At 51.5% G+C, this 25306-nt stretch carries 20 protein-coding genes, 2 pseudogenes and 1 CRISPR repeat array; of the genes and pseudogenes, 14 read left to right on the top strand and 8 right to left on the bottom strand.

Annotation, left to right across the window (positions count from 1 at the left end):
• Window positions 1-1899: direct repeats of the CRISPR family, unit length 30 nt; unit sequence GTTTTTATCGTACCTATGAGGGATTGAAAC.
• 289 nt (window positions 1900-2188) lie between these two features.
• Entirely contained in the window at window positions 2189-3235 is a 1047-nt protein-coding gene (locus tag JCR24_RS15615; RefSeq protein ID WP_238980949.1) for a DmpA family aminopeptidase, read from the top strand.
• Between the two features lie 60 nt (window positions 3236-3295).
• Here JCR24_RS15615 and JCR24_RS15610 read toward each other — a convergent pair whose 3' ends face one another.
• The 3 genes from JCR24_RS15610 to JCR24_RS15600 all read right to left on the bottom strand — a co-directional run bounded on the left by JCR24_RS15610 (window position 3296) and on the right by JCR24_RS15600 (window position 5899).
• Window positions 3296-4528, bottom strand: a complete 1233-nt coding sequence (locus JCR24_RS15610) for an MFS transporter (protein WP_238980948.1) — start codon at window positions 4526-4528, stop codon at window positions 3296-3298.
• Between the two features lie 233 nt (window positions 4529-4761).
• A complete protein-coding gene (locus JCR24_RS15605) occupies window positions 4762-5415 on the bottom strand; it encodes a PspA/IM30 family protein (protein WP_033024600.1) in 654 nt (217 codons plus the stop codon).
• A complete protein-coding gene (locus JCR24_RS15600; protein WP_238980947.1) occupies window positions 5375-5899 on the bottom strand; it encodes a hypothetical protein in 525 nt (174 codons plus the stop codon). The genes JCR24_RS15605 and JCR24_RS15600 overlap by 41 nt, the downstream gene beginning before the upstream one ends.
• A gap of 133 nt (window positions 5900-6032) precedes the next feature.
• Here JCR24_RS15600 and JCR24_RS15595 point away from each other — a divergent pair, with 133 nt between their 5' ends.
• Window positions 6033-6425, top strand: coding sequence for a hypothetical protein (locus JCR24_RS15595; RefSeq protein ID WP_238980946.1), 393 nt, complete (start codon window positions 6033-6035; stop codon window positions 6423-6425).
• A gap of 198 nt (window positions 6426-6623) precedes the next feature.
• On the opposite strand, the gene JCR24_RS15590 is transcribed toward JCR24_RS15595, so the two are convergent.
• The 4 genes from JCR24_RS15590 to JCR24_RS15575 all read right to left on the bottom strand — a co-directional run bounded on the left by JCR24_RS15590 (window position 6624) and on the right by JCR24_RS15575 (window position 11778).
• Window positions 6624-8933: a YhgE/Pip domain-containing protein gene (locus tag JCR24_RS15590; protein ID WP_238980945.1), complete on the bottom strand. Its 2310-nt coding sequence runs from the start codon at window positions 8931-8933 to the stop codon at window positions 6624-6626.
• 74 nt (window positions 8934-9007) lie between these two features.
• Window positions 9008-9577 carry a TetR/AcrR family transcriptional regulator gene (locus JCR24_RS15585; protein WP_033024607.1) on the bottom strand — a complete coding sequence of 190 codons (570 nt, stop codon included), beginning with the start codon at window positions 9575-9577 and terminating at the stop codon, window positions 9008-9010.
• 175 nt (window positions 9578-9752) lie between these two features.
• Window positions 9753-11162 (bottom strand): sensor histidine kinase, encoded by a 1410-nt coding sequence (locus JCR24_RS15580; RefSeq protein ID WP_370643383.1) that lies wholly within the window; start codon window positions 11160-11162, stop codon window positions 9753-9755.
• Window positions 11116-11778, bottom strand: coding sequence for a response regulator transcription factor (locus JCR24_RS15575; protein WP_015373859.1), 663 nt, complete (start codon window positions 11776-11778; stop codon window positions 11116-11118). Before JCR24_RS15575 ends, JCR24_RS15580 begins: the two co-directional genes overlap by 47 nt.
• 167 nt (window positions 11779-11945) lie before the next feature.
• On the opposite strand from JCR24_RS15575, the pseudogene JCR24_RS15570 reads away from it, so the two are divergent.
• The 6 genes and pseudogenes from JCR24_RS15570 to JCR24_RS15545 form a co-directional block, all read left to right on the top strand.
• Window positions 11946-12383: pseudogene (locus tag JCR24_RS15570) on the top strand (PepSY-associated TM helix domain-containing protein); the annotation flags it as partial.
• Between the two features lie 23 nt (window positions 12384-12406).
• Window positions 12407-12592, top strand: a complete 186-nt coding sequence (locus JCR24_RS15565; protein WP_081601547.1) for a hypothetical protein — start codon at window positions 12407-12409, stop codon at window positions 12590-12592.
• Window positions 12573-13778 (top strand): S1C family serine protease, encoded by a 1206-nt coding sequence (locus JCR24_RS15560; RefSeq protein WP_238980943.1) that lies wholly within the window; start codon window positions 12573-12575, stop codon window positions 13776-13778. Before JCR24_RS15565 ends, JCR24_RS15560 begins: the two co-directional genes overlap by 20 nt.
• Window positions 13779-14197: 419 nt before the next feature.
• Complete coding sequence (locus JCR24_RS15555; protein ID WP_238980942.1) at window positions 14198-14923, top strand: YiiX/YebB-like N1pC/P60 family cysteine hydrolase; 726 nt, start codon at window positions 14198-14200, stop codon at window positions 14921-14923.
• A gap of 261 nt (window positions 14924-15184) precedes the next feature.
• Entirely contained in the window at window positions 15185-16573 is a 1389-nt protein-coding gene (locus JCR24_RS15550; RefSeq protein ID WP_238980941.1) for a hypothetical protein, read from the top strand.
• Between the two features lie 125 nt (window positions 16574-16698).
• Window positions 16699-17028, top strand: coding sequence for an Mpo1-like protein (locus JCR24_RS15545; protein WP_238980940.1), 330 nt, complete (start codon window positions 16699-16701; stop codon window positions 17026-17028).
• 101 nt (window positions 17029-17129) lie between these two features.
• Here the strand turns inward: JCR24_RS15545 and JCR24_RS15540 are convergent.
• Window positions 17130-17645, bottom strand: a pseudogene (locus JCR24_RS15540) (RpnC/YadD family protein); the annotation flags it as partial.
• Window positions 17646-17711: 66 nt separating this feature from the next.
• Between JCR24_RS15540 and JCR24_RS15535 the strand changes: the two are divergent.
• The 6 genes from JCR24_RS15535 (at window position 17712) to JCR24_RS15510 (ending at window position 25266) form a co-directional block, all read left to right on the top strand.
• Entirely contained in the window at window positions 17712-18248 is a 537-nt protein-coding gene (locus tag JCR24_RS15535; protein ID WP_238980939.1) for an NfeD family protein, read from the top strand.
• Between the two features lie 21 nt (window positions 18249-18269).
• Window positions 18270-19790, top strand: coding sequence for a flotillin lipid rafts scaffold protein FloT (locus JCR24_RS15530; protein WP_081132793.1), 1521 nt, complete (start codon window positions 18270-18272; stop codon window positions 19788-19790).
• 149 nt (window positions 19791-19939) lie between these two features.
• Window positions 19940-20860 carry a diacylglycerol kinase gene (locus tag JCR24_RS15525; RefSeq protein ID WP_015373870.1) on the top strand — a complete coding sequence of 307 codons (921 nt, stop codon included), beginning with the start codon at window positions 19940-19942 and terminating at the stop codon, window positions 20858-20860.
• A 76-nt stretch (window positions 20861-20936) separates the two neighbouring features.
• Window positions 20937-22310, top strand: a complete 1374-nt coding sequence (gene rlmD, locus JCR24_RS15520; protein ID WP_238980938.1) for a 23S rRNA (uracil(1939)-C(5))-methyltransferase RlmD — start codon at window positions 20937-20939, stop codon at window positions 22308-22310.
• A 343-nt stretch (window positions 22311-22653) separates the two neighbouring features.
• Entirely contained in the window at window positions 22654-24111 is a 1458-nt protein-coding gene (locus tag JCR24_RS15515; RefSeq protein WP_238980937.1) for a type I restriction-modification system subunit M, read from the top strand.
• Between the two features lie 6 nt (window positions 24112-24117).
• Complete coding sequence (locus JCR24_RS15510) at window positions 24118-25266, top strand: restriction endonuclease subunit S (protein ID WP_238980936.1); 1149 nt, start codon at window positions 24118-24120, stop codon at window positions 25264-25266.
• Window positions 25267-25306 lie beyond the last annotated feature (40 nt).

Raw genomic sequence — 25306 nt, 5'->3', positions numbered from 1 at the left:
GTTTTTATCGTACCTATGAGGGATTGAAACTCTTCCGGCGCAAAATGGAAATCAACACATCGTGGGTTTTTATCGTACCTATGAGGGATTGAAACACGACGAAAGATCCGATAGGGAGAGTAACCAAGGTGCGGCGTTTTTATCGTACCTATGAGGGATTGAAACCGTACTTCCACACCTCCTCTTCCAACACGTCTGCGTTTTTATCGTACCTATGAGGGATTGAAACTCAAACGCTAAAATTATTGGCACGCCCGGAGCGGAAAGTTTTTATCGTACCTATGAGGGATTGAAACACATCGTTTTCACTCCTTCAATGTGTAGTACATCCCGAGTTTTTATCGTACCTATGAGGGATTGAAACTTGGAATTCGGACATGCCAAAGCCAACGGCGAAGGGTTTTTATCGTACCTATGAGGGATTGAAACCGACTGGTACGTTTCACAAGGCGTGCCACTTTCGGTTTTTATCGTACCTATGAGGGATTGAAACACATTTTGGTGAAATTGTTGTTATTGCAAGCGACGGTCGTTTTTATCGTACCTATGAGGGATTGAAACAATTCTATGCCGTTGGTGACATAGAAGAAGTACGACGTTTTTATCGTACCTATGAGGGATTGAAACTCATGACAGCGTTCAAGACTCCGGTCACCATATCCTCGTTTTTATCGTACCTATGAGGGATTGAAACTCGCCCGCGTTGGAGACTTCCGACATAGTGTTGTATGTTTTTATCGTACCTATGAGGGATTGAAACGCAAAGCATTATAATAACTGTAGTATTTGTTTTAACACGTTTTTATCGTACCTATGAGGGATTGAAACTGTCTTTAAGCAACCGTTGCATTTGCGGGCGATTTAGTTTTTATCGTACCTATGAGGGATTGAAACTCAAACTTCTTCGGTCTGCTTTCGACAGTCTCAACAAGTTTTTATCGTACCTATGAGGGATTGAAACATCGTCTATCCATTTCCTCGACAGGAATCAAATCCGTTTTTATCGTACCTATGAGGGATTGAAACGTTCAACTTTTCGCTATGTTGATAATCCGAAAGAGTTTTTATCGTACCTATGAGGGATTGAAACCGTCAAGGGGCTTTCGCGGCATATGCTCCCGCGCCGCGCGTTTTTATCGTACCTATGAGGGATTGAAACTTTTCAAGCCGTGCTTTCATTCAACATTTCTTCCAGCGGTTTTTATCGTACCTATGAGGGATTGAAACCCCGGACGCAGGAGTGTAATCGATAAAAGAGCTGTCTGTTTTTATCGTACCTATGAGGGATTGAAACCAATTCAGCTACGCTTAAAACAGCACTTCCATTTCTCCAGTTTTTATCGTACCTATGAGGGATTGAAACAATTTCAGCGTCTCACAATAGACAATTGCGTCGATCGGTTTTTATCGTACCTATGAGGGATTGAAACGTAGGGTATAAAGAACTAGTGATCAAACACAATAGCTGTTTTTATCGTACCTATGAGGGATTGAAACACCTGATAATCGTTAGTTGACGGGTTCATCGCTGCCATCGTTTTTATCGTACCTATGAGGGATTGAAACTCCATCCGATGAAGATGAATGTTGCGAAAGTTTTGGAGTTTTTATCGTACCTATGAGGGATTGAAACCAGCAACGATTGGGACTATGCAACGCGAGCGCAGGTTTTTATCGTACCTATGAGGGATTGAAACTGATTTTGTTTTCCATAGCAACTTCCTCCTTTACGAGTTTTTATCGTACCTATGAGGGATTGAAACACGGCAAACCCTAGCGCTCCGCCAATCGCAGTGGCCGCCGTTTTTATCGTACCTATGAGGGATTGAAACGCAGAAAATGCCTTTTCCACTTCCGCCAACACTCTTTGTTTTTATCGTACCTATGAGGGATTAAAACTTATCCAACTCCCCGTCTTCCACACATATCTGAATCGCGTTTTCACCCACGCAATTTGGTGATCTTTTCTCCTCTTGTGCTGTCTTCGCTGGCAATGTGGAGATGACCCACCATCTTCCCTTGATCCTCGCCACGCGCAAAACTTCTTCTTCGTTCTGTTTTTCTCGCGGCAGCTTTGTTCGATGCGCTATACTTGGATAGAAGGAGCAACATTTGTTTGCTTCCGGATGGGCGTTTGTTTTTGCTTTTTCACGATGGGGGCAAGCAAAGGAAAGAAAGGGGAACGGTGATGCGCTGCAAGCTTCGCGATCTCGGTTTTTCCATCGGCACGCTTCCGGTGGGGAGGCGGAACCAAATCACCGATGTGCCCGGGGTAAGGGTGGGGCATGTGACGATTCGCGAGGACATCGATGAACGGACGGTGATCCGCACCGGGGTGACGGCGGTGCTGCCGCACGGGGGCAACTCGTTTTTGGAGAAAGTGCCTGCGGCTTGTTTTGTGTTGAACGGGTTTGGGAAAACGGCTGGGCTCGTGCAAGTCGAGGAGCTCGGGGTGATCGAGTCGCCGATTATGCTGACCAATACGTTCAGTGTCGGCGCTGTCTGGCAAGGGACGCTGGAATATATGTTGGAGGCGACGCCGGAGATTGGGGATGTGACGGGGTCGGTCAACATTGTCGTCGGGGAATGCAATGACAGCTATTTGAATACAGCGCGGGTGATGGCGGTGACGAAGGAGCATGCGAAAGAGGCGATTGCCGCGGCGCGGGTGGAGATGGAAGAAGGAGCGGTCGGGGCAGGAACGGGGATGATGTGTTTCGGTTGGAAAGGGGGCGTTGGCAGCTCGTCGCGGGTCGTGAGCAGGGGATATACGGTCGGGGCGCTGGTCGTGAGCAATTTCGGCCGGCGCGAGGAGCTGCGGTTGGCGCCGTATGTGCCGCCGTCGTTTGATGAGCGGGACGTGCCGCCTGGGTCGATTATGATGATCGTGGCGACTGATGCGCCGCTTGATGCGCGGCAGTTGAAGCGGCTGGCGAAGCGGGCGGCGGTGGGGCTCGGGCGGACGGGAAGCTGCGTCCATCACGGGAGCGGCGACATTGTCATTGCGTTTTCCAATGCTTATACGATTCCGCATTTTTCCGATTCTGTGCTGCAATCCGTTCCGCCGCTCGTCCGCGACGATGCGCCGCTTATGAATGAGCTGTTCCAGGCGGCGATTGAGGCGACCGAGGAAGCGATTGGGAATTCGCTCACGACGGCCGAGACGACGACCGGGCGCAACGGGCGGGTTGGGGAGGCGATTCCGTATTCGCTGCTTCGACGGATGGGAGAATGATCGAAAACGGCCTGAAAGGGATTCCTCTCAGGTCGTTTATTTATGATCTTGGCCGCGCTGTCAGTGCCGGATGTGAAGGCGGTGCGCCCAGGCGGCGATTTTTTCTTTCATGTCTTCACGCCATGCGCGGTCGTGGGTGGTGGATCCGACCAAAGCCCCTGTGGCGATGAGGAGCAGCCCTGACAAGGCGAAAATGGCGGAAATGGATGCGAATCCTGCGATGGCTCCCGCTGCCGTCGGGCCAGCGAGGTTGCCGAGGAAGCGGGAGCTGGCTGTGACGCCGAACACCCGCCCTTGGATGCGGCGCGGGCATTGCGCGTTGATCAGCGCTTGAAGGGCAGGCCATACCCCGCCGACGACAAGCCCTTGCAAGAAGCGCCAGACGTACAATTCATAAAGATGATCCGTCCATACTTGCGGCAAGGCGAACAGGCCGGAGAGTACAAGCAGCATCGGCAGCGTTTTCTCCTGCCCGATCCGGTCGCCGAGCTTGCCTAAATACGGCGCGCCGATGATCGTGGCGATTCCGGTGATCGAGGAGGCGAGCCCTGATAGAAATGCGAGATTGCGAGAATCGCCGACGAGCGACTGGACGAAAATCGTCATCATCGAGTTGACGCCAAGAACGGCGATTTGCACGAGAAAGGTGGCGACAAACAAGATGACGAGCGGCCGATGGGCGAATACTTCTTTGAAACTGGCATGGCGCTCTTGCGTCTGCGGCGCGACGGGGTCTTTGTCGAGCCAAAAGACGACAGGAAGCAATGTCGCCAAAATGCAAAACCCGGTCACGAGAAACACCGGGCGGAAGCCGAACCAATCGGATAAGGCGCCGCCGATGAGCGGCCCGATGATGTTGCCGGCGATGCTTCCCGTCTGCAGCGTCCCGAGCGCCTCGCCGCTATGGTCTTTTGGCACGACGCGCGCCAAGTACGAAAACGAGACGGTAATGAATCCGGAAAAAAAGCCGACCAAAAAGCGAAGAACAAGCAGCGCCATCGGCGAATGGGCGAACGCCATGCAGCTGGTGATCAGCCCCATGCCAATCCCTGCACGGATGAGGTTGGCGCGCTGGCCGTACTTGTCGGCGAACATGCCCCAAATCGGCGCCATGATGGCCGCCGACAAAAACGTCGCCGAAAAGACAAGACCGGTCCAGACGCTCAACGAATGGTGCTCGGTGACGCCCATTTCCCACAACAGCAGCGACAAAAACGGAATGACCATCGTCATTCCCGCCGACACCATGAAATTGCACAGCCAAAGGATGCGGACGCTTCGTTTCCAGTTCAAGGCAGGTCATCTCCTGTATTCTTTCGTCTCTCTAATTAATTTTAGCACGATGGAAAAACAAAGGAAACGATTTTGCTTATCAATGGGGCAAGACCATGGCATCGGGCATCGTTCAGGCTTGTCGCGGGCTGCATGTGCTTTTGGCCGCCGCTTGTCCAAGGGAGCGAAACAAACGAATCCCCCTTGCCAACTCGGCAAGGGGGTGATCTATGTCAAAAGGGGGGAGGGGAAAATTAGGCGTTATGCGCTTGGGCGTCTTTCCATTTCGCCAGTTCACGTTCCACTTCTTCGTCAAACGGCACAGGGGACAACACGGCGTTCGTTCCGAATCGGGCGGCTGCCGCTTCGGCTTCCAGCGCGATGACGCGCTCTTCCATGCGGGCGAATCCGCGCAGCGCCTCGTCGGCGGAAAAGGAGGCGAGCGCCGAGTCGATTTGCTTCAACGCTTGCGCGGCGTTAACGCGGGTAGCGAGCTCCAGCTGCTTAGCTGCGAGCTCGTCGTACCGCTCGCGCAGTTGGTTTAGACGGTTGGCGACTTCGGCTGTTTTCGCTTTGATGGCGTCGTATTGTTGTTTGTACGCCTCCAGCTTTTTCTCATACAACAGCTTGTCGCGCAAGGCGAGTTTGGCGACGGCTTCTTCGTTGCGCTCGAGCGCCAGTTTCGCTTGGCGGCTCCGTTTTTCAATCGTCGCCTCCGCTTGGGCGATGAGCGTCTCATAGCGCCGCTCGGCGACCCATTGCTGGGCGAGCGCCTGGCGCCCTCGTTCGAGCTGCTTTTCAAGTTCACGCAAATATTGTTTCGTCATGGCGACGGGGTCTTCCCAGCGGTCGATTTGTTCGTTCACTTCAGCGAGAACGATCGTCTTCATTCGGCGAAAAATACCCATTTGATTGATCCTCCTTTTGAATTGATTTTTCCCATTCATCGAGCCAATCGGTGGAAACCGAAGGCGCCGCTGGCATCAACGCCTCAACAGCGGACGGTTTGCGCGCTTGACGCCGCCCCGAGGCGTACACCGCGGCCAGTGCAAGCAAAATCAACACCCATTTCGGCAGGAGCGCCGCAATCCCTACAGCGACGAGCACCCAGCCGATCCAGCGCTTCGACCGCGCCGCAGCGAGCCATACGGCCCCGGCGGCGGCAAGCAAAAGAGGAATGAGCCACTTTAGGAACAACATCGGCATCATCCAGCCATCGCGCCGCTCCATGATGAACTCCCGATGGGGATGACCGAATCCGCCCGGCATGCCGTCAAACGGAGCGCCCGGACGCCCGTGCGCCATCACTTCATGCGGAGCGAGAACGTGAAACAGGCTGACCCCCGCGAGAGCGACAAAGGCGAGCAGAAACACCGCTCGAGCTTTCTTCAATCTCGTCACCTCCTTTTGTGTGGTGGACTGGCTTACGGTTTGTATTGTAGAAGGGGAAGGAGAAAATTAGGTGAAAAGCGAATGTTTTTTGAAGGGGTTTTGAGCATATCATCCATTAGGGGGGAGCTGCGAGATGAACGGTGATGTTCGCATGACAGGTGGGGGAGGAAGGAAAGACGTGGTTCGGTCGTATGGGGTTGATGTGGGCGGCGCTTTGTTGGTGTTGTTGTTTTCCTTTTTGTTTCCGACGTTTTATGTTGGATATTATGCGTACGGCTCGTTTTTGGGGTTTGCCATCGGTTCGTTGATCGTCGGCCTGGCGAGAATTCGATGGCATCCGCAGGCGCGGTTCGGCGGTACTCTGATCGGTTCGTTCCTCATCATCGCGGTGTCTGTCCTCATCATCCGCCTGTTTCCGATCGAAATCCGCGATGTCGGAGACTTGGTTATGCAGTATATCAACGCGGTTGTGAATGCGTTGATATATTTGGCATTCTCCACGCCCTCCACCTGTTGCATCGCCTGAAGCAGGGCGACGTTCCGTTTGCGAAAAAACGCTGAAGCGGCTCATAACGCCTGTCTCACCGTTCAAGAATCATTAGTTGAAATGTGAGGAAGAACATGAAAAACTGTTCTCCATCATTGTCCCTTGCATCAGAGAGAAATCATGAAAGAATGATAACGATGGCAAGGGTCGATAGAAAAAAACAAGCTTCTGAAGCAATTACGCTTCAGAAGCTTGTTCGACGGCCGTGGCAAATTGGCGGCGATGTTGGATAGTCAAATAAACGAGTGTTCCCATCATCATGGCAACAACAAATAGAAGCAGCTTGCCGATGTTTTCCCACATAAACGAGAAATCACCGCTTGAGATGACCGCTTTCAATCCGAAAACCGAATACGTCATCGGAAGCCATGCGTTAAAGTGTTGCAACGAGCGTGGAATCAGTTCGAGCGGGAATGTTCCCGCGCTTGTTGTCAATTGCAAAATCAGCACGACAATCGCGATAAATCTTCCTGGATCGCCGAACACGGTAACAAGAAATTGAATGACAGATAAAAATGTGATGCTAGTGACAATGCTAAACACGATAAAGAGCGGGACGCTTTTTACGTGTAAATCGAGTCCAACCAGCAACACGACATCCGCCAGCAGTGCTTGCAAAATCCCGATGCCGATCAAGACGCCGAATTTAGCCAAAAACCAATGCAATGGTGAACGCGGAATCTCCGCTGGTTCGCGAAGCGGAAAGACGATGGAAAGCAACAGCGCTCCGACAAACAATCCAAGTGATAAGAAGTACGGCGTAAACCCTGTTCCGTAGTTCGGCACTTTATTGATTTCTTCCTTGTGGAGATTCACTGGTTGGGCAAACATGTCGTAGACAGCCTTATTGGCTTTGACATCGCTTGCTTGTTCGGCTCCTTCTTTCAATTTATCCGCCAATTCTTTCGAGCCGTCTGTCAGTTGGTTGACACCATCTTGCAAATGTTTTGTCCCGCTCGTTAATTCCTTCGTTCCAGCCGCTACTTGTTGTGAACCGTCCCTCAACTGGCGCGTACCATCTTGAAGCTGATCCGCTCCTTGAGCCAATGTTTGCAGGCCTGAAGAAAGTGTTCCACTGCCATGGGCAAGCTGGCTTGCTCCTTGTGCAGCTTCTTGCATTTTGTCATACATTGTTTTCATGCCGCTGACGAGTTGTTCTTGGCCATTCGCCAGTGCGTCTGCGCCATTGACAAGTTGTTGTTGACCGGCAAGCAGTTCATCGACTCCGCGCTCGAGAGCGATGTGCCCTTCATGCAGCTGTTGGGCTCCTTCGTGCAAAGAAGAGGCTCCAGAGTGCAACGATTGGGCGCCGCTATTTAACTGCGCAAGGCCGTTTTCGACTTGCTGGCTTCCCGATGATAGTTTCATGATTTGTTCTTTTAATTGCTCATATACGGCTCTCTGTTGCGCTTGAGGAGTTGTCTTGATGAGCACGTCCAGCTGCGCGCCCAACTGCTCAAGACCGCTTGTGATTTGGGCCGCACCTGTGTGAACTTGTTCGGCTCCTTCCTGCCACTGAGCCAATGAAGCTGTGAGCTTTGCTGCTCCATCGCTCAATTGTTCAGATCCTTGTAAAAGTTGCGGCATGCGGGCGTCCAGTGCTTGCATCCCCTCGTATACGCGTCTTGTTCCTAAAGCAAGATTCGCTGTTCCTTGCTGAGCCTGCTTTGCTCCGGAGAGGAGTTTCTCTTGCCCAGCGGTCATCTGTTTCATCCCGTTGTAAAGCGCTTCGGACCCGGTTTGAACTTGCAATGAGCCACTGGCAGCTTGGTGCAGTCCGTCAGTAAAGCTCACGGATTTTTCCGCGAGTGTCGCTAAATGGTGATATAACGTTTCAGTTCCGTCTTGTGCTTTTTTCATGCCATCATACAGTCGGTTTGTTCCGTCTTGTGCTTGGCTGAGTCCGTCATGCAGTTGTGCGGCTCCGTCGCTCGCGTTTGTCAATCCGTCAGCGACAGTTTGAATCGTATCAAACATGCTTTCGGCATATGTTTCTGTTATGGCGTTCGCTACTTCGTTTTTTATTTTTTCAACTGCAGTTTCGCCGATTTGTGCCGATAGAAAGTTAAATCCCTCATTCGGTTTGTAAATGAGCTGCAGTTTTTTCGGATGATCGTCTTGCAGCGTTGTCGCATTCCGGGAAAAATCGTCAGGGATTTGAATGAGCATATAATACTTTTGTTCTTTTAACCCTTTTTCCCCTTCATGTTCGGTTACAAAATGCCAGTCAAACTGCTTGTTCTCTTTTAACTTTTCGACAAGATCTTCCCCAAGATGAATCTCTTTGCCGTTGAGAACCGCCCCTTTGTCTTGGTTGACTACAGCGACGGGAAGTTCATCCAAATGATCGTATGGATCCCAAAATGCCCATAGAAACATGCCGCTGTATAGAAGAGGGATGAATAATACAGCTATGACAGGAATCAGCACTTTGCGGTTGGACAGAATGGCCTTCCATTCTTTTAACCATAATTGAAATGCGTGCATGCCCGAACCTCCTTTGTTTATAATTATGACTGATTTGTCCATTTAGTCATTTCGCTCCAAAAAGAGAAGGATTATCATGGAGACAATCCTTTCAGCAAATACAGATCAAACAGTTCGGCAATGGTTTGTTGAGACAATGGTTCGTGATCTTTTTCCCATTCAATGCTTAATGCGATGTACATTTTAAACATGAAAAATGCCGTTAACTCTGGATCGCAAGAGCGAATGTCCCCTTTTGCCATCGCTTCTTCAATTTTTTCGCGAATATAGGCAATCATTTCGCGATCAAGGCGTTTCATCACATCTCGTACAGCTGCGGTGCCAATATCCCGCATTTCTTGCAAAAGTTTGATGGTTAATTCATGTTCCTGGCGGAACGTAAAAATACGTTGCAAGGCGCGTTGGACGTTTTCGCTGAACGGCAAACGATCATCCATAGCCGCATCTGCTTCATGCTTAATTTCGGATATAACAGAGGAAACGATATGGTCAAGCAGCTCTTCTTTGCTTTTGAAAAATGTATAAATCGTTCCTTTCCCGACATTAGCCATCTTCGCTACTTGATCCATTGTCGTTGCTTTGTAGCCGAACAGCGAAAATGATTGGGTGGCGGCATCAATAATTTGTTGTTTTTTATCCGACATGGGCATTCATCCTTCATTTTTGACTAAATGGACAATTTGGTCATTACGTTTTGAATCATAACATGAATATGTTCGGTTTGCAACAGCAACAAAGTATGATGTTTCGTTTTTCTCACTCAACGGCACGTTCTGTTAGGGGAAGGAAGCCTTCGCCTTACTGTTTTGCCCCCTGGATTTAGCGAGGAAGACGAACAAGAAATTCGGTTCCTTTCCCGATTTGACTATGGACGTGGATCGCGCCGCCGTGGGCGTCGACGATCCATTTGGCGATCGACAGCCCGAGGCCGTGGCCGCCTTGTTGGCGCGAGCGCGCTTTGTCGACGCGGTAAAAGCGGTCGAAAATGCGGCCGATGTCTTCCGGCGGGATGCCGATGCCGGTGTCTTTGACGGAAAGGAACACGTGCTTTGGCTCGGTGCGGATCGACAGCGTCACCTCGCCGCCTTCGGGGGTGTATTTGATCGCGTTGTCGAGCAAAATGTACAACAGCTGCGTCAATTTGTCCGGGTCAGCGGTGACGAGCGCTTGCTCGGGAGCGTGAAAATGCATCGTAATCTGTTTTTTCGCCGCCAGTTCCGACATGAGCTGGAACGTGCGCTCGGCGTGCGGGCGGAAATCGAACGTTTGTTTTGAAAGCTCCAGCGCGGCGTGTTTCGCATCCGCGCGGGCGAGCGTCAACAAGTCGTTCATCAGTTTCGTGATTCGCTTCAATTCGTCACGCAGGCGGTCGAGCAGGCGGCGGGCAAAGTCGTTTTTCATCACATCCTCCTCAAGCGAAAGCGCCTCGACGGACGAGAAGACGACGCTGAGCGGCGTCCGCAGCTCATGAGAGGCGTCGGCGACGAACTGGCGCTGCCGCTCGTATGCCTCTTCAATCGGTGCGAGCGCGCGCTTGGACATAAAGAAGCTGAGCGCGACGCCGACGGCAAGAAACAAAACGGCCAAGCCGATGAGCACAATGAGCAGCCAATGGAACACGCCGAAAAACGACGTGACGTCCATGCCGATATACAGCATGCCCACGAAATCGCCGTGGATGACGAGCGGGTGGGCGGCGGCGAGCACGCGCCAGTCGCGGGCCGCTTCGCGCGCGAGGCCGGGCATATGTTCCGGCAAAGAGACGCTCATGTAGACGGGAGCGCGCTCATTTGCCTTGAGATGGGACAAGGCGTTTAAAAAATACGGACGCAGGCGCGGGTGGACTTCATCCCCGGCGAGCAGGCCCCCGTCCGGGCCGATGACGTAAAAAAAGAGTTGGTCTTCGCTTAACAAAATGACATTTTCATCATCAAACAAGTCGAAATTGCTTTGCTTGAGCAGCACTTGTTCGATCGTATTCGCCTCTTGCTCGGCGAGGCGGCTGATGCGCCGCTCTTGGTCAGAGGTGGCGATCCAGTAAAACAAGGCAGCGGCGATCATGACAAACAAGGCGAGAAACAAGGTGAAAATGCCGCTGTAGAGCGCTGTGAGCCGCCAATGGGCGCGGCGGAACAAGTCGGCGCTTCCTAAGCGGCGCAGCCAGCCGCGCCATTCCCTCCAGTTATTTTTCAATTTTATATCCCACTCCTCGGACGGTTTGAATGACATCGTCTTTCAACTTTTTGCGCAATAGCTTGATTGTCGCGTCGATCGTTTTCATCGACACATCGGCATCCCACCCCCAAACGCGGTCCAATATCGTTTCGCGCGGCACGACTTGCCCTTGGTTTTGCACGAGCAAATCGAGAAGCTGAAACTCGCGTGGAGTGAGGAAAATCTCTTCATCGCCGCGATGGAGCGTATGGCTTGTCCGGTTTAAGGTGAAGCCGTGAAACGCCACTTTTTCCTCTTGAAGCGGGACGAACGTGCGCCGGGCGAGCGCCTTGAGCCGCGCGACGAGCTCGTCGATTTCAAACGGTTTGACCAAGTAATCGTCCGCTCCCGCCTCAAGCCCGGTGACGCGGTCATGGACGGCGTCTTTCGCCGTCAGCATCAAAATCGCGCCTGTGTAGCCGTTTTGCCTCAACCGTCGACAAATGTCCACCCCATCGCCGTTTGGAAGCATCCAATCGAGCACGACGACATCGTAAAACTCCGCCATGGCGTAATCGTACGCATCTTCCCCTTCCTGCACCCAATCGATATGGTCGATGCCTTTCTTTTTCAATAAGTGAACGATCAGCTCCCCTAGGTGAAGATCGTCCTCGGCCAGCAAAATTTTCATCGCCATTCCTCCCGTTCTGTCTCTCTTCCTTCTTAATCATATCAAATCGTTCGTGAAAAAACGGTGAAAACGCAGCCCATTCGCCGCGCAGAAGGCTGTTCTCTCAAAAAGAATTTTCACCATTTTTTCACCTTCCTTGGCTATCATGATGGACGAAGAGGAAAAGGAGGCAAACGGCGATGAGGAAAATGAGGAATTTGCATCTTTGGATTGGGCTGATCAGTTCGATCTTTTTGCTTGTTGAGGCGGTGACGGGGCTCCTTCTATCCGAGCCGTGGCTGATCGGCCAGGCGGAGCGCGGCGAGATGCACCGCGCCGCGCAGGAAAGAATGAACGCGTTCGGGGCGGGGCAGACGTCGGGAGCGGGGGCATCTACGGCCCCGATGGCACCGCGCGCCGAGGGAGGCGGATCGTCGCTCATGATGTTCGTCCGCCAGCTGCACGAAGGGAGAATCGGTTCGCTTGACATCCGCTGGGCGGTTGATGTCGCGGCGGTGGCGATGATCATTTTGACCGCGACGGGGATTTTCCTGTCGATCCGCACGCTCGCAGCCGGGCGGAGGCGGAAGCAGAAGCGGATGACGCCAGCGCCGGAGACGACATAACGTATGCAGAAAGGGATGAAACGATGCATCGGAACAATCGGAGGAAACAGTGCCGCTGGTCCTCCCTTTATGCGAGACCGATCGATGTCGGTGGCATCGTCGTATTTCGCCCGCCATTTCACTGCTTGGCGGCCATTCGCTCGAAGATGCTGCATATTCCATCATGGATCATGAAGGAGGAGATGACCCATGGACATGATGCCATTTGAACCAACCCCAACGCCAGAACCGAAACGCCGCGGCCGCTTCGTATCGTGGCTCGCCGCTTCCGTCGCAGGGGCGGTGATTGGGAGCGCGGCGACGTGGTATGTGGCGCCGAAATGGATGCATGAAGAAACGAATTCCCAAACGGAAACAGCGGAAACGACCGCAAAAAGCGAGGCGCTGCCGCTGCAGCCGACGGCGAACGTCAACACGAACATGATCGCCGCCATTAATAAAGTGGCCGATGCGGTCGTCGGCGTCGTCAACATTCAGAAGCAAGTGGACTTTTTCTCTGATCAAGCGCAAGATACGGAAGCGGGGACGGGGTCGGGTGTGATTTTCAAAAAAGAAGGCGATGCGGCCTACATTGTGACGAACAACCATGTCATTGAAGGGGCGAACAAAGTCGAAGTGGCGCTCGCGAACGGGAAAAAAGTGAAAGCCGAGATCGTCGGCGCGGATGCACTCACCGACCTCGCCGTCTTGAAAATCCCTGCTGAAGGGGTGACGAAAGTGGCGAGCTTCGGCGACTCGTCGAAGGTGAAAATCGGCGAGCCTGTCGCGGCGATCGGCAACCCGCTCGGCCTTGATTTGTCGCGGACGGTGACGGAAGGGATCGTCAGCGGCAAACGGACGATGCCCGTCTCAACGTCAGCGGGGGATTGGGAAATCGACGTCATCCAAACGGACGCCGCCATCAACCCGGGCAACAGCGGCGGAGCGCTCATTAACAGCGCGGGGCAGGTGATCGGCATCAACAGCATGAAAATCACGGAAACGGGCGTCGAAGGGCTCGGCTTTGCCATCCCGAGCGAAAACGTCAAACCGATCGTCGAGCAGCTGATGAAAGATGGGAAAATCAAACGCCCGTACCTTGGCGTCCAGCTTGTCGATGTGGCGGATTTGTCCGATGACGTCCGCACGAATGAATTGAAATTGCCGTCGAACATCACAAGCGGGGCGGCCGTCACGTCCGTCGAACCGTTCTCCCCAGCCGCCGAGGCCGGATTGAAATCGAAAGACGTCATCACGGCGATCAACGGGGAGAAAATCGACAGCGTCAGCGCGTTGCGCAAATATTTGTATACGAAAACAGCGGTCGGTGATCGCATCAAACTGACGATCTATCGCGACGGGTTTGAGACGACCGTATCCGTCACCTTAAAAGCGAGAGACAGCAGCCAGTCATAAGAAGACATCGCCTCTTTTCCAGCGAATCGGCGGGGAAGGGGCGATTTTTTGTGGATCCAACAAAAGCGGGTCTGTGTCAGTGGTCCCATGTTGTCTTAGGATGGCAAGAAACGGCTGCATGTCCACAAGCAAGTGTGTGTGCAATGGGGAGTGCCCATGACTGAAACCGCAGCGCCGCTCGGAAGACTGTTGTGTTGGCAGGGCTTCGGCAGTTGTTGACTCAAGGCAGCTAAGCTACAGGGTCGATGTTCCGAAGATTCTCTCACATCTATCTACACGCAGATAAGGAAGTGTTAGAGATTTTTGATTTTTATGAACATACTACTATACTTTAAATGGTAATAAAGACTCTGTTTTTTTTTATTTCTAATAAAATTTCAATTGTTAAAATATAAAATTAAAGGAGGTATTTGTATTTTATGAAAAAATCTTTCCTGCTTTCTTCGATTGTAGCTTTAGGCCTCATTAGCACCTCAGGAGTTCCGATGGCGTACGCTCAGGTGGATGCGCAAGTGAATAAGGCGAAGATCCAAATCGAACAAGAGATGGAAAAGAAACAACGAGAAGAGCGGCAAGAAATCATAAATTTAATCAATGAACCTGTTGATCAAGAAGCCGTGAAGAAAGAAATAGAGTGGATGAAAAAGAATGCTCCTGACAAGTATAATCAAATTATTAGCGGGCAACAGACAAAAGGGGTATCAGCATTAGCATCAAGTGGTGCCTTAGGAACTAATGGTGACATCTTAATTACCTATGATAGCGGAAGCTCTGGATGGAATTATGGACATGCTGCCATCGTCCGGTGGGACGGTGACTATATCATTGAGGCTTGGCCAGGAGATGGCGTGCGCTACTACGTTAACAATTGGAAAATACGTTTTAAAACATGGAAAGCCCTTTGGGTGAAAGGGGCAATGGGAGAGGATTATACATCAGCTCAATCGTATGCTAGAGCGCAAATTGGCGAACCGTATAGTCTAACGGCAACCAAAAATCAATCATCAAAATGGTATTGCTCGTTGCTCGTGTGGAAAGCGTGGGAGAATCGAGGATTTGACCTAGATGACGATGGAGGTATTATTGTAACCCCGTCCGACTTGGATCAAGATCCTGAGACCATTACCTATGCCAGCAGCAACTAAAAGAATTTATGGGATATATTCCTATGAACGTGTAGAAGGGCATATCATCCATATAATGGTTATGCCCTTCTATATTTTATCCACCTATCCCCGCCGCTGAAGGAAACGTGCGGATTTGCGGGTTTTGACGTTGTAAGCAAGGGGTGTGGAGAGTTTGAGTAACCGCTTTCTCACGGAAGAAGGGAACATCGTTCTAGCAGGAAGGAACTCTTTTGGTTCTCATCGAATATGGCCATCACTACGGATGAAAGGGGATTTGAAATGGGCCCGAGTGCGCCGCTATGGATGTCCGTGTTGTACTACATTATGTGCATAGCCACCTTGATTGTCGGTATGGCGATGCTGGTGAAAGGAACGGTTCGCCGCTTGTATTCGCTCGTTGCAGTGATCGCAGTGCCGCTCTTTTTTCTGAACAATTTTCACACCATCGCCAGGGTCGGCGTCGATCCGTTCGCCTACTGGCAGCAATCCCTCATCGAAGGACAATGGTGGGCGTGGCTGTCGCTTGCGTTGTTTCTTTACATCGTCTGGTATTGGGCATGGCTTGTCCAGCGCATAGGAGGTCAAAAGGAAGGACAAGTTTGGTGGAAGCGGCAGAGATGGATATGGGTGGTGCTGGCGGCAGCCGCGCCTGCCATCGTGTATTGGGGGCAGAACGTTGGCGATTCCATCGTCTCCTCGGTGCGGACGTATGAACCGTCCAAAGCTCACTTGTCGAAAGATCCGTCAGCGCGCATTTTCTTTTTGTATTCTCACCCATTGGCGCGAGAGTCGTATATCGTGGAGACGGACGAACATCGTGTGCGCAAAGTGGTGACGCTGAAATCGGTTGGAATATCTCGCCTTTCGCCCGCTTCCTCAACAAAGGAACTGTTGTTGTGGTCAGATTATACGGGACGGCATGTCTATCGACTGAATCGAGACACATGGACATTGGTCGATCAAGAAGCGGTCTCCAGCCCTCTTTCGTTTGCCTCGATGGAGGGGGAGTGGGAGATTCGTTCACTGAATCAAGATGTCAACACCCATAAACTAGAAGTCCGGAAAGGGGGAAAATTGCTATTTTCGAAGCGGTTCCCTCCTTACATTCTTCAAGTTTTGCGCGCAGGGCCGCATTTCTATGTGTTTGCTGATGCGATGGAACAGGAGCACGGTGTATTGTATGTGTTGGATCAGCGCGGTTCCGTAGTGAAGGAAATTTCGTTGCCTACGTCCTTCGCGCGCTCCATGGCGGTCTTTCACGGCCGCCTTGTCATCGCCACGAAACCTCGCCTCACCATCGTGGATCCGCATTCATGGCGAGTGGCCTATTGGGGCATGGGGCAAGAAGAGACGCAGTTCGATCAGCTTTACGTGAAGGGAGACACGCTGTGGGTGAGCTATGTCCAGAGGGGAAAGTCAGGATGGCTTGCGCTGAACGATCAGTTTAAGGTGATGAAGAAGCATGAGCTGCCGTTGGTGTATTGGGAAGCGCGGTTTTACGGCGACTATGTGTATGCATTATTTGAGCCGCAGGAAGGGAACAAGGCGGACTATGCAGGAGAAATGAACATTTTCCATCTTCGTACAGGCCAACTTGCCGCCAAGTTTACCGTGCCGAAGCAAAAGCACAACTTGCAGACATTTCAGGTGATGGATGAAATACAATAGGAGTAGGGGATAACGATAGGTCCGAGCATGCCGTTATGGATGTTGATTGGATACTGGGCTGTCGGCATCGCCACGTTCATCGCTGGCGTGGCGGCGCGCCGCATCCGTCGAAGGGGGAAAGGGAGATGGAATTCCGCGATTATGAAGAGTTTTGGCCCTTTTATTTGACCCAGCACCGGAAACGAGCGACAAGGCGTTGGCATTTTGTCGGAACGAGCTTCGTGTTTTTGTTTGTGATCATTGCGATCGTGACGAGGAATGCGTGGTGGCTGCTCGGCGCTCCAGTGGCCGCCTATGCGCTCGCCTGGTTCAGCCACTTTTTCATTGAAGGAAACAAGCCCGCCACCTTCGGCCATCCGTTTTGGTCGCTTCGGGCCGATTTTCGCATGTACAGGCTCATGCTTACGGGGCAGCTTGGGCGGGAGTTGGAGCGGCTGGGGATTTCAGAGGAATAAAGCGAAGAACGATGAAAAGACCTTCTCCCTGAAGATGTTCCAAAGTTTGGAGAAATGGGGGGCGGCAACCCGAATGATTCAGGGAGAAGGGGTTTGCCTTCTCATGGCTTCAATTGTTCAATCGTTTCCAGCGGCAGTCCGGTCAGTTCATGGATCGTGTCAGCATCAAATCCTTTTGCCAACATTCGTTTCGCAACATCCAACTTTGCTTTCTCCATTCCTTTCTCTATTCCTTTTTCCATTCCTTTTTCCATGCCTTTCTGTTCGTATGACACGATAAGTTCCATGACTTTGGCAGCCTCCTTCTCCTCCATGGTCTTCACCTCATCTCGCAGTCGGACTTCTTCTTCCTCCGATAACCGCAAATACGTTTCGAAAAAGCCGAACAACAGACGCTGTCTCGCCTCATCGAGCTCGAGGCGGGTGAGCATGCGCAAAAATTCCTTTTTCACTTCCACTTTCTCCTCTTCATTATACCCCATTTTGCTTAACAGGGCGGCAGCGACCGGGTTGTCATGGCGGATGTATGTGCGCCATGGGAGTTTGGACAATTCCACCGTCAAAAAACGGAAATCGAGAACGGTCAAAAACGGAAACGAAACGGTGGATGACATTGGAAAAATGATGAAACCAACGGCTGCCTTCGCCGTATGTATAAGCGAAGGGGAAAGGAGGGAGGGGAGTTGTTCAGCCATTCGCCTGAAGTTGTGTACGGATGGGTGCTTGTCGTCAGTGCGTTGTTGACGGTTTTGTATTTTTTCTTCAGCGATGTGCTTGACGGTTTGTTCGATGTGGCTGATCATCCGCTGTTCAGTCCGCAGCTAGTTTTATCGTTTTTCATTGTTGGCAGCGCGGTCGGATTGCTGGCGGAATGGTACACAGACTGGGCATCGAGCTTGGTTCTGTGGCTTGCCATCGGCGTGGCGCTTGTTGCTGTGTTGCTGTTGCACTTTTTCGTTTTTTTGCCGCTCCGTTCGGCTGAGGCGTCACTTGGATATACGGACGCCGATTTGGAGGGAACGCTCGCCAAAGTGATCATCCCGGTGCCGCCTGATGGGTTTGGTGAAATTCTCATCTCCCGCAAAAGCGGGGCGGTGGCGAAACCAGCGAAAAGCCTCCATCGCGAGGAAATCGCTGCGGGGGAAGAAGTCGTCATCGTGCAAATGGAAAACGGCATCGCTGTAGTGGCGAAGCGCGATCCGTATCATGTTTTGATTTAAACAGAGAAAGGGGAAAAAGTGATGACTATTGCGCCATGGCTTGTCGTGATCGGCGTCGTCGTCTTGCTTCTTGTCGGCCTTATTGCCATTTTTATCGCCCGCTACCGCACCGTCGGGCCGGACGAGGCGCTCATTGTGACGGGCAGCTACTTAGGAAGCAAAAACGTTCATGTCGATGAATCGGGAAACAAAATCAAAATCGTCCGCGGCGGCGGCACGTTCGTCGTGCCGATTTTCCAACAGGCTGAGCCGCTGAGCCTATTGTCGATCAAGCTTGACGTGCAAACGCCCGAGGTGTACACCGAACAAGGCGTGCCCGTGATGGCGGACGGGGTGGCCATTATTAAAGTCGGCAGCTCAATCGGCGAAATCGCGACCGCGGCCGAGCAGTTTTTAGGGAAAACACGCCAAGATATGGAAAACGAAGCGAAAGAAGTGCTCGAAGGCCATCTCCGTTCCATTCTCGGGTCAATGACTGTTGAAGAAATTTACAAAAACCGCGACAAGTTTTCGCAAGAAGTGCAGCGTGTCGCGTCGCAAGATTTGGCGAAAATGGGGCTCGTCATCGTCTCGTTTACGATCAAAGACGTGCGCGACAAAAACGGCTACCTTGATGCACTCGGGAAACCGCGCATCGCCCAAGTGAAGCGCGACGCCGACATCGCAACAGCCGAGGCGGAAAAAGAGACGCGCATCAAGCGCGCCGAAGCGGACAAGGAAGCGCGCAAAGCCGAGCTCGAGCGGCTGACGGAAATCGCCGAAGCGGAGAAAATCAACCAACTGAAGCTCGCCGAGTTCCGCCGCGAACAAGACATCGCCAAAGCGCGCGCCGACCAGGCGTATCATTTGGAGGAAGCGAAGGCGAAACAAGAAGTGATGGCCCAACAAATGCAAATCAAAATCATCGAGCGGCAAAAACAAATCGAGCTCGAAGAAAAAGAAATTTTGCGCCGCGAGCGCCAATACGACTCGGAAGTGAAGAAAAAAGCCGATGCCGAGCGCTATGCGATCGAACAAAAAGCGGCGGCGGAAAAGGCGAAACAAATCGCCGAAGCCGATGCGCAAAAGTACCGCGTCGAAACGCTGGCGAAAGCGGAAGCGGAGCGCGTCCGACTCGACGGGTTGGCAAAAGCCGAGGCGGAGAAAGCGAAAGGGGAAGCGGAAGCGGAAATCATCCGACTGAAAGGCCTCGCCGAAGCGGAAGCGAAACAAAAGATCGCCGAAGCGTTCGAGCGCTATGGCCAGGCTGCGGTGCTCGACATGATCATCAAGATGCTTCCGGAGTATGCGAAACAAGTGGCGAGCCCGCTTGCGAACATCGAGAAGCTGACGATCGTCGACACCGGCTCAGGAGCGGGAGGCGGCGCCAACCGCGTCACGGGCTATGCGACGAACTTAATGGCGAGCTTGCAGGAGACGTTGAAAGCGTCGACCGGCATCGATGTGAAGCAGCTGCTCGAGAGCGTCGCCCAGGGTGGAGCGGCCCATGTCCAGCCGCTCGGTGCGCCAGCATCGTCCCAAGAGGCGAAGACAACAGAATGATGCCTATCCTCCCACAGCGCCCTTCGCTTGAACCCGAGGGCGCTGTTTCTCGCCGCCTTGTTCACGACATTCGTCGGAGTTGCGCATGAAGCGTTGTTTCGTTATGATGGGAACGGGTGGAATGGAAAAAAGGAAGTAGGTTGAGAATAATGAAACGAGCTCGAATCATTTATAACCCGACATCAGGGCGGGAGCTGTTTAAGCGCCATTTGCCTGATGTGCTCGTGCGGTTGGAAAAGGCGGGCTATGAAACGTCGTGCCACGCCACCGAAGGGCCGGGGGATGCGACGGAAGCAGCGCGCCAGGCCGTCCTGCGGGAATTTGATCTCGTTGTCGCCGCAGGGGGCGACGGAACGATCAATGAAGTCGTCAACGGCATCGCCGATCAGCCGCATCGGCCGACACTGGGCGTCATTCCCGTTGGGACGACGAACGATTTCGCCCGCGCCATCGGCGTGCCCCGTTCGATTGAAGGGGCGTGCGACGTGATCGCCACGGGCGAGCCCGTCCCGATTGACATCGGCTGTGTGACGAACGAAGACAAAACGCGCTATTTCATCAACATCGCGGGCGGCGGGCGCCTGACCGAGCTCACCTACGAAGTGCCGAGCAAGCTGAAAACGATGCTTGGCCAGCTCGCCTATTACTTGAAAGGGATCGAGATGTTGCCGTCCATCAAGGCGACCGAAGCGCAAATCGAGTATGACGGCAAACTGTTCGAAGGCGAGATTATGATGTTTTTGGTTTCGCTCACGAACTCGGTCGGCGGGTTTGAAAAACTGGCACCCGATTCATCATTGAATGACGGCCTGTTCGATTTTATCATCGTCAAGAAAACGAACTTGGCCGAATTCATCCGCCTTGTCACCCTCGCGGCGCGCGGCGAGCACATCAACGACCCGCACGTCATTTACACGAAAGCGAACCGGGTAAAAGTGCACTCACCGATGCAGCTGAACTTAGACGGCGAATTCGGCGGCATGCTTCCAGGGGAGTTCGTCAATTTGCGCCGCCATATTGACGTATTGATGCCAAAAGAAAAGGCAGAACAAGTGAGAACAGGAAGATAAGCCTGTTCTTTTCTTATGCCTTTCCCCTATAAAGGGCACGCTACATATACAGAGGAACGGCAGAAAGGAGAACGACATGACGAAGCAGCAACCACCAGTCGCCAAAAACGAGTATTATGACGTCACATTCACCGATTTGACCCACGACGGGCTCGGGGTGGCGAAAGTCGACGGCTTTCCGTTGTTTGTGAAACACGCGCTTCCCGGCGAGCGGGCGAAAGTGAAAGCGATCAAAGTGAAAAAAGGGTATGGGTACGGCCGCCTCGTGGAGCTGTACGAACCAAGCCCCGACCGCGTTGAGCCGCCGTGCCCCGTCTATCGCCAATGCGGCGGCTGCCAGCTGCAACACCTCAGCTACGAAGGCCAGCTGAAAGCGAAGGAAAAGCAGGTGAAAGAAGTGCTCGCCCGCATCGGCAAGCTAGAAGGCGTCACCGTCCATCCCGTCATCGGGATGAAGAACCCATGGCGGTATCGAAACAAGGCGCAAGTGCCCGTTGGCGAGCGCGAAGGGGGCTTGGTGGCGGGCTTTTACAAGGAGCGGACGCATGAAATCATCGATATGGACGCCTGCCTCATCCAGCAAGAGGCGAACGATGTCGTCGTCCAGGCCGTGAAGCGCATCGCCGAGCGCTATGGTATTCCCCCATACGACGAAACCACGCACAAGGGCGTTCTTCGCCATATTGTCGCCCGCTACGGCGCGTCAACTGGCGAGGTGATGGTCGTGCTCGTCACCCGCACGGACCATCTGCCTCACGAACAGGACATTGTCCGTGACATCGTCCGCGCCATTCCGGGCGTGAAATCGATCGTGCAAAACGTCAACCCCGAGCGGACGAACGTCATTTTCGGCGCCAAAACGCGGGTGTTATGGGGAAGCGAGTTCATCACCGACCGCATCGGCGGCATTCAATTCGCCATCTCGGCCCGCTCGTTTTACCAAGTCAACCCCGAACAGACGAAAGTGCTGTATGACAAAGCGCTCGAATACGCGGAGCTGACCGGGCGGGAGACGGTGATCGACGCCTACTGCGGCATCGGCACGATCTCGCTCTTTTTGGCGCGTAAAGCGAAACACGTCTACGGCGTCGAAATCGTCCCCGAAGCGATCGAAGACGCCAAGCGCAACGCCAAACTCAACGGCATCCAAAACGTCACCTTCGAAGTCGGCGCCGCCGAAGACGTCATCCCGCGCTGGTACGAAGAAGGCATCCGCGCTGACTGCTTGGTCGTTGACCCGCCGCGCAAAGGCTGTGACGCCTCGCTGCTTGAGACGATCATCGCCATGAAACCGCCCCGCGTCGTCTACGTCTCGTGCAACCCGGCGACGCTCGCCCGCGACTTGCGCATCCTAGAAGACGGCGGCTACGAAACGATCGAAGTCCAGCCAGTGGACATGTTTCCGCACACGGCGCATGTGGAGTGTGTGGCGAAAATTCGGTTGAGATAAGACAACGGGCCGGTGGATCCGGCCTTGTTGTTTGCAGTCGAATTGGGCAAACGGCCATGACGACACGAATGACATGATAAAGATTTCATCCGCCTGCAAAACTGGGGGCTGGATGAGATCCATCCTATTGAGAATCCACAACACTTGCAGGTGTTCCTCGAACGGTTATGGTGAACGACTCCCGCTTCATAACAAAGCACAGTGGGAGTTTCTTTGTTCCACAAAGAAAGCCATTCTCCGTCTTTCTGAGCGTCAACCGGCATAAAACATATTTTTCTTCCCCTTTTGTACCGGAAACCGTATATAATGGAGATTGGAAATCACAAGGAGGTACATAGAAGCCATGCTCACAGGCGAATTGCGCCATAAAGTCGATAAAATATGGGAAACGTTTTGGACAGGCGGCATTACGAACCCGCTGACGGTCATTGAACAGTTTACCTACTTATTGTTCATCAAAGGCTTGGATGAAGTCGAAACACAGCGCGAGCAGGAGGATGCGCTGCTCGGCATTGAATCGGAACGCATCTTTCCTCCCGATAAGCAACACTTGCGCTGGAGCAAATTCAAACATTTTGAAGCCGCCCATATGTACGATGTCGTGTCCAATGAAGTGTTTCCGTTCATCAAAAACTTGCACGGCAATCGGGAATCGGCCTATGCAAAATATATGGGCGACGCCATTTTCATGATCCCGACGCCGCAAATGCTCGTCAAAATCGTCGACGGCATTGACCGCATTCCGATGAAAGACCGCGATACGAAAGGCGATTTGTACGAGTATTTGTTATCGAAAATCGCCACCGCAGGCACGAACGGTCAATTCCGCACGCCGCGTCATATCATTCACATGATGGTCGAGCTGATGAAACCGACGCCGGAAGACATCATCGTCGACCCGGCGGCGGGGTCGGCGGGGTTTTTGGTGGCGGCGGGCGAATATTTGCGCAAACATCGCAGCGACTTATTTTTAGTGCAAAGTTTAAAAGAGCATTTTAATAACCATATGTTCTACGGTTTTGATATGGACCGCACGATGTTGCGCATCGGTGCGATGAACATGATGCTCCATGGCATTGAAAATCCAAATATCGAATATCGCGACTCCTTGTCGGAACAAAACAAAGATAAGGACAAATACACCCTTGTCCTGGCCAATCCGCCTTTTAAAGGCTCGCTCGACTACGAAGCGGTGGCGGGCGACTTGCTGAAAGTGGTCAAAACCAAGAAGACCGAGCTTTTGTTTCTGGCGCTGTTTTTGCGCATCTTAAAAACAGGTGGGCGCTGCGCCTGCATCGTGCCCGATGGGGTGTTGTTCGGCAGCTCCAAAGCGCATAAAGATATTCGCAAAGAAATCGTCGAAAATCATAAATTAGAAGCGATTATTTCCATGCCAAGCGGCGTATTTAAACCATACGCAGGCGTTTCAACGGCGATTATGATTTTCACGAAAACAGGAGTCGGCGGCACGGATCAAGTATGGTTTTACGACATGAAAGCGGACGGTTACTCCTTAGACGATAAGCGCAACCCGATTGAAGAAAACGACATTCCGGATATTATCGCGAGATTCCATAACCTTGAAGCGGAAAAAGAACGAAAGCGCACAGACCAATCCTTCTTTGTACCAGTGGAAGAGATCCGTGAAAACGACTATGACCTTTCGATTAACAAATATAAAGAGATTGAGTATGAAGAGGTACAGTATGAAGCGCCAAGTGTGATACTTGAAAGAATAGAAGCGTTGGAAAAAGAGATTATGCAGGGAATTAAAGAGTTGAAGGAAATGATTAAGGAGTAAAGTATTATGACCGCAATTAAGTATAAAAAAGTTGCAGAAGTATGTGAAATAATCATGGGACAATCACCTTCGTCTGATACGTATAATGATAGGAAAGAAGGCTTGCCTTTTTTTCAGGGGAAAGCTGATTTTGGTAAACTGCACCCAACTCCTAAGACTTATTGTTCTGCACCTTTAAAAGTTGCAAATGAAAACGATATATTAATGTCAGTACGAGCACCTGTAGGGGATGTTAATATTGCGAATACTAAGTGCTGTATTGGTAGGGGATTAGCTGCTATCAGAGCGAATAATGATATGATTAACTATAAATATTTATTTTATGCACTAAACTATAAGAAAAATGAAATAGAAAGTATGGGGACGGGAAGTACTTTTAAGGCTATAAGTAAAAAAGATATAGAGAGCATTAAGATACCGGTTTCCGATATAGAAAATCAAGTAAAGATTGTGAAAGCATTAGACAAAGCCCAAGAACTCATCGACAAACGAAAAGCTCAAATTGAAGCGCTAGATCAGTTAACAAAAAGTGTGTTTTTGGAAATGTTTGGCGATCCTGTTGCCAATAAAACATGGGAAAGACGACCACTTAAAGACATTACAGATGTAAGGGATGGAACACACGATTCGCCTAAGTATGTTCCAAGCGGTTATCCTTTAGTAACTTCTAAAAATATTAAAAATGGGAAAATAGATTTAAGTAACGTAAACTACATCTCGGAAGAAGACTTTATAAATATTAATAAGAGGTCTAAAGTTGATATAGGAGATATTATTATGCCGATGATTGGCACAATCGGAAATCCAATTATCGTCGACGAACAGCCAAATTTTGCGATAAAGAATGTAGCATTAATAAAATTTAACAATCCTTGTGTAATCAATATATATATAAAATATTTATTGAATTCACATTATCTTGATTATATTCTCAATAAAAATAAACGCGGAGGAACACAAAAGTTCTTGTCTTTAACGGACATAAGAAACATGGAAATTCCGTTGCCGCCAAGAGATTTGCAAGCCAAATTTTCTGAAATAGTAAAAAAAGTTGATTCCCAGAAAGCAATTCTTCACAAAAGCTTGACAGAGCTTGAAAACAACTTTAACTCTCTCATGCAACGCGCATTTAAAGGAGAGTTATTCAACGACTAGCGAGCGATAAGAAGTTAGTTTCGGTTAAGGGAGGGGTGTT

This window comes from Geobacillus sp. YHL, assembly GCF_022341265.1.
Lineage (GTDB): Bacteria > Bacillota > Bacilli > Bacillales > Anoxybacillaceae > Geobacillus > Geobacillus thermoleovorans.
The sequence above is the reverse complement of the archived record's forward strand: the minus strand, read 5'-3'. Positions and strand labels throughout refer to the sequence as shown.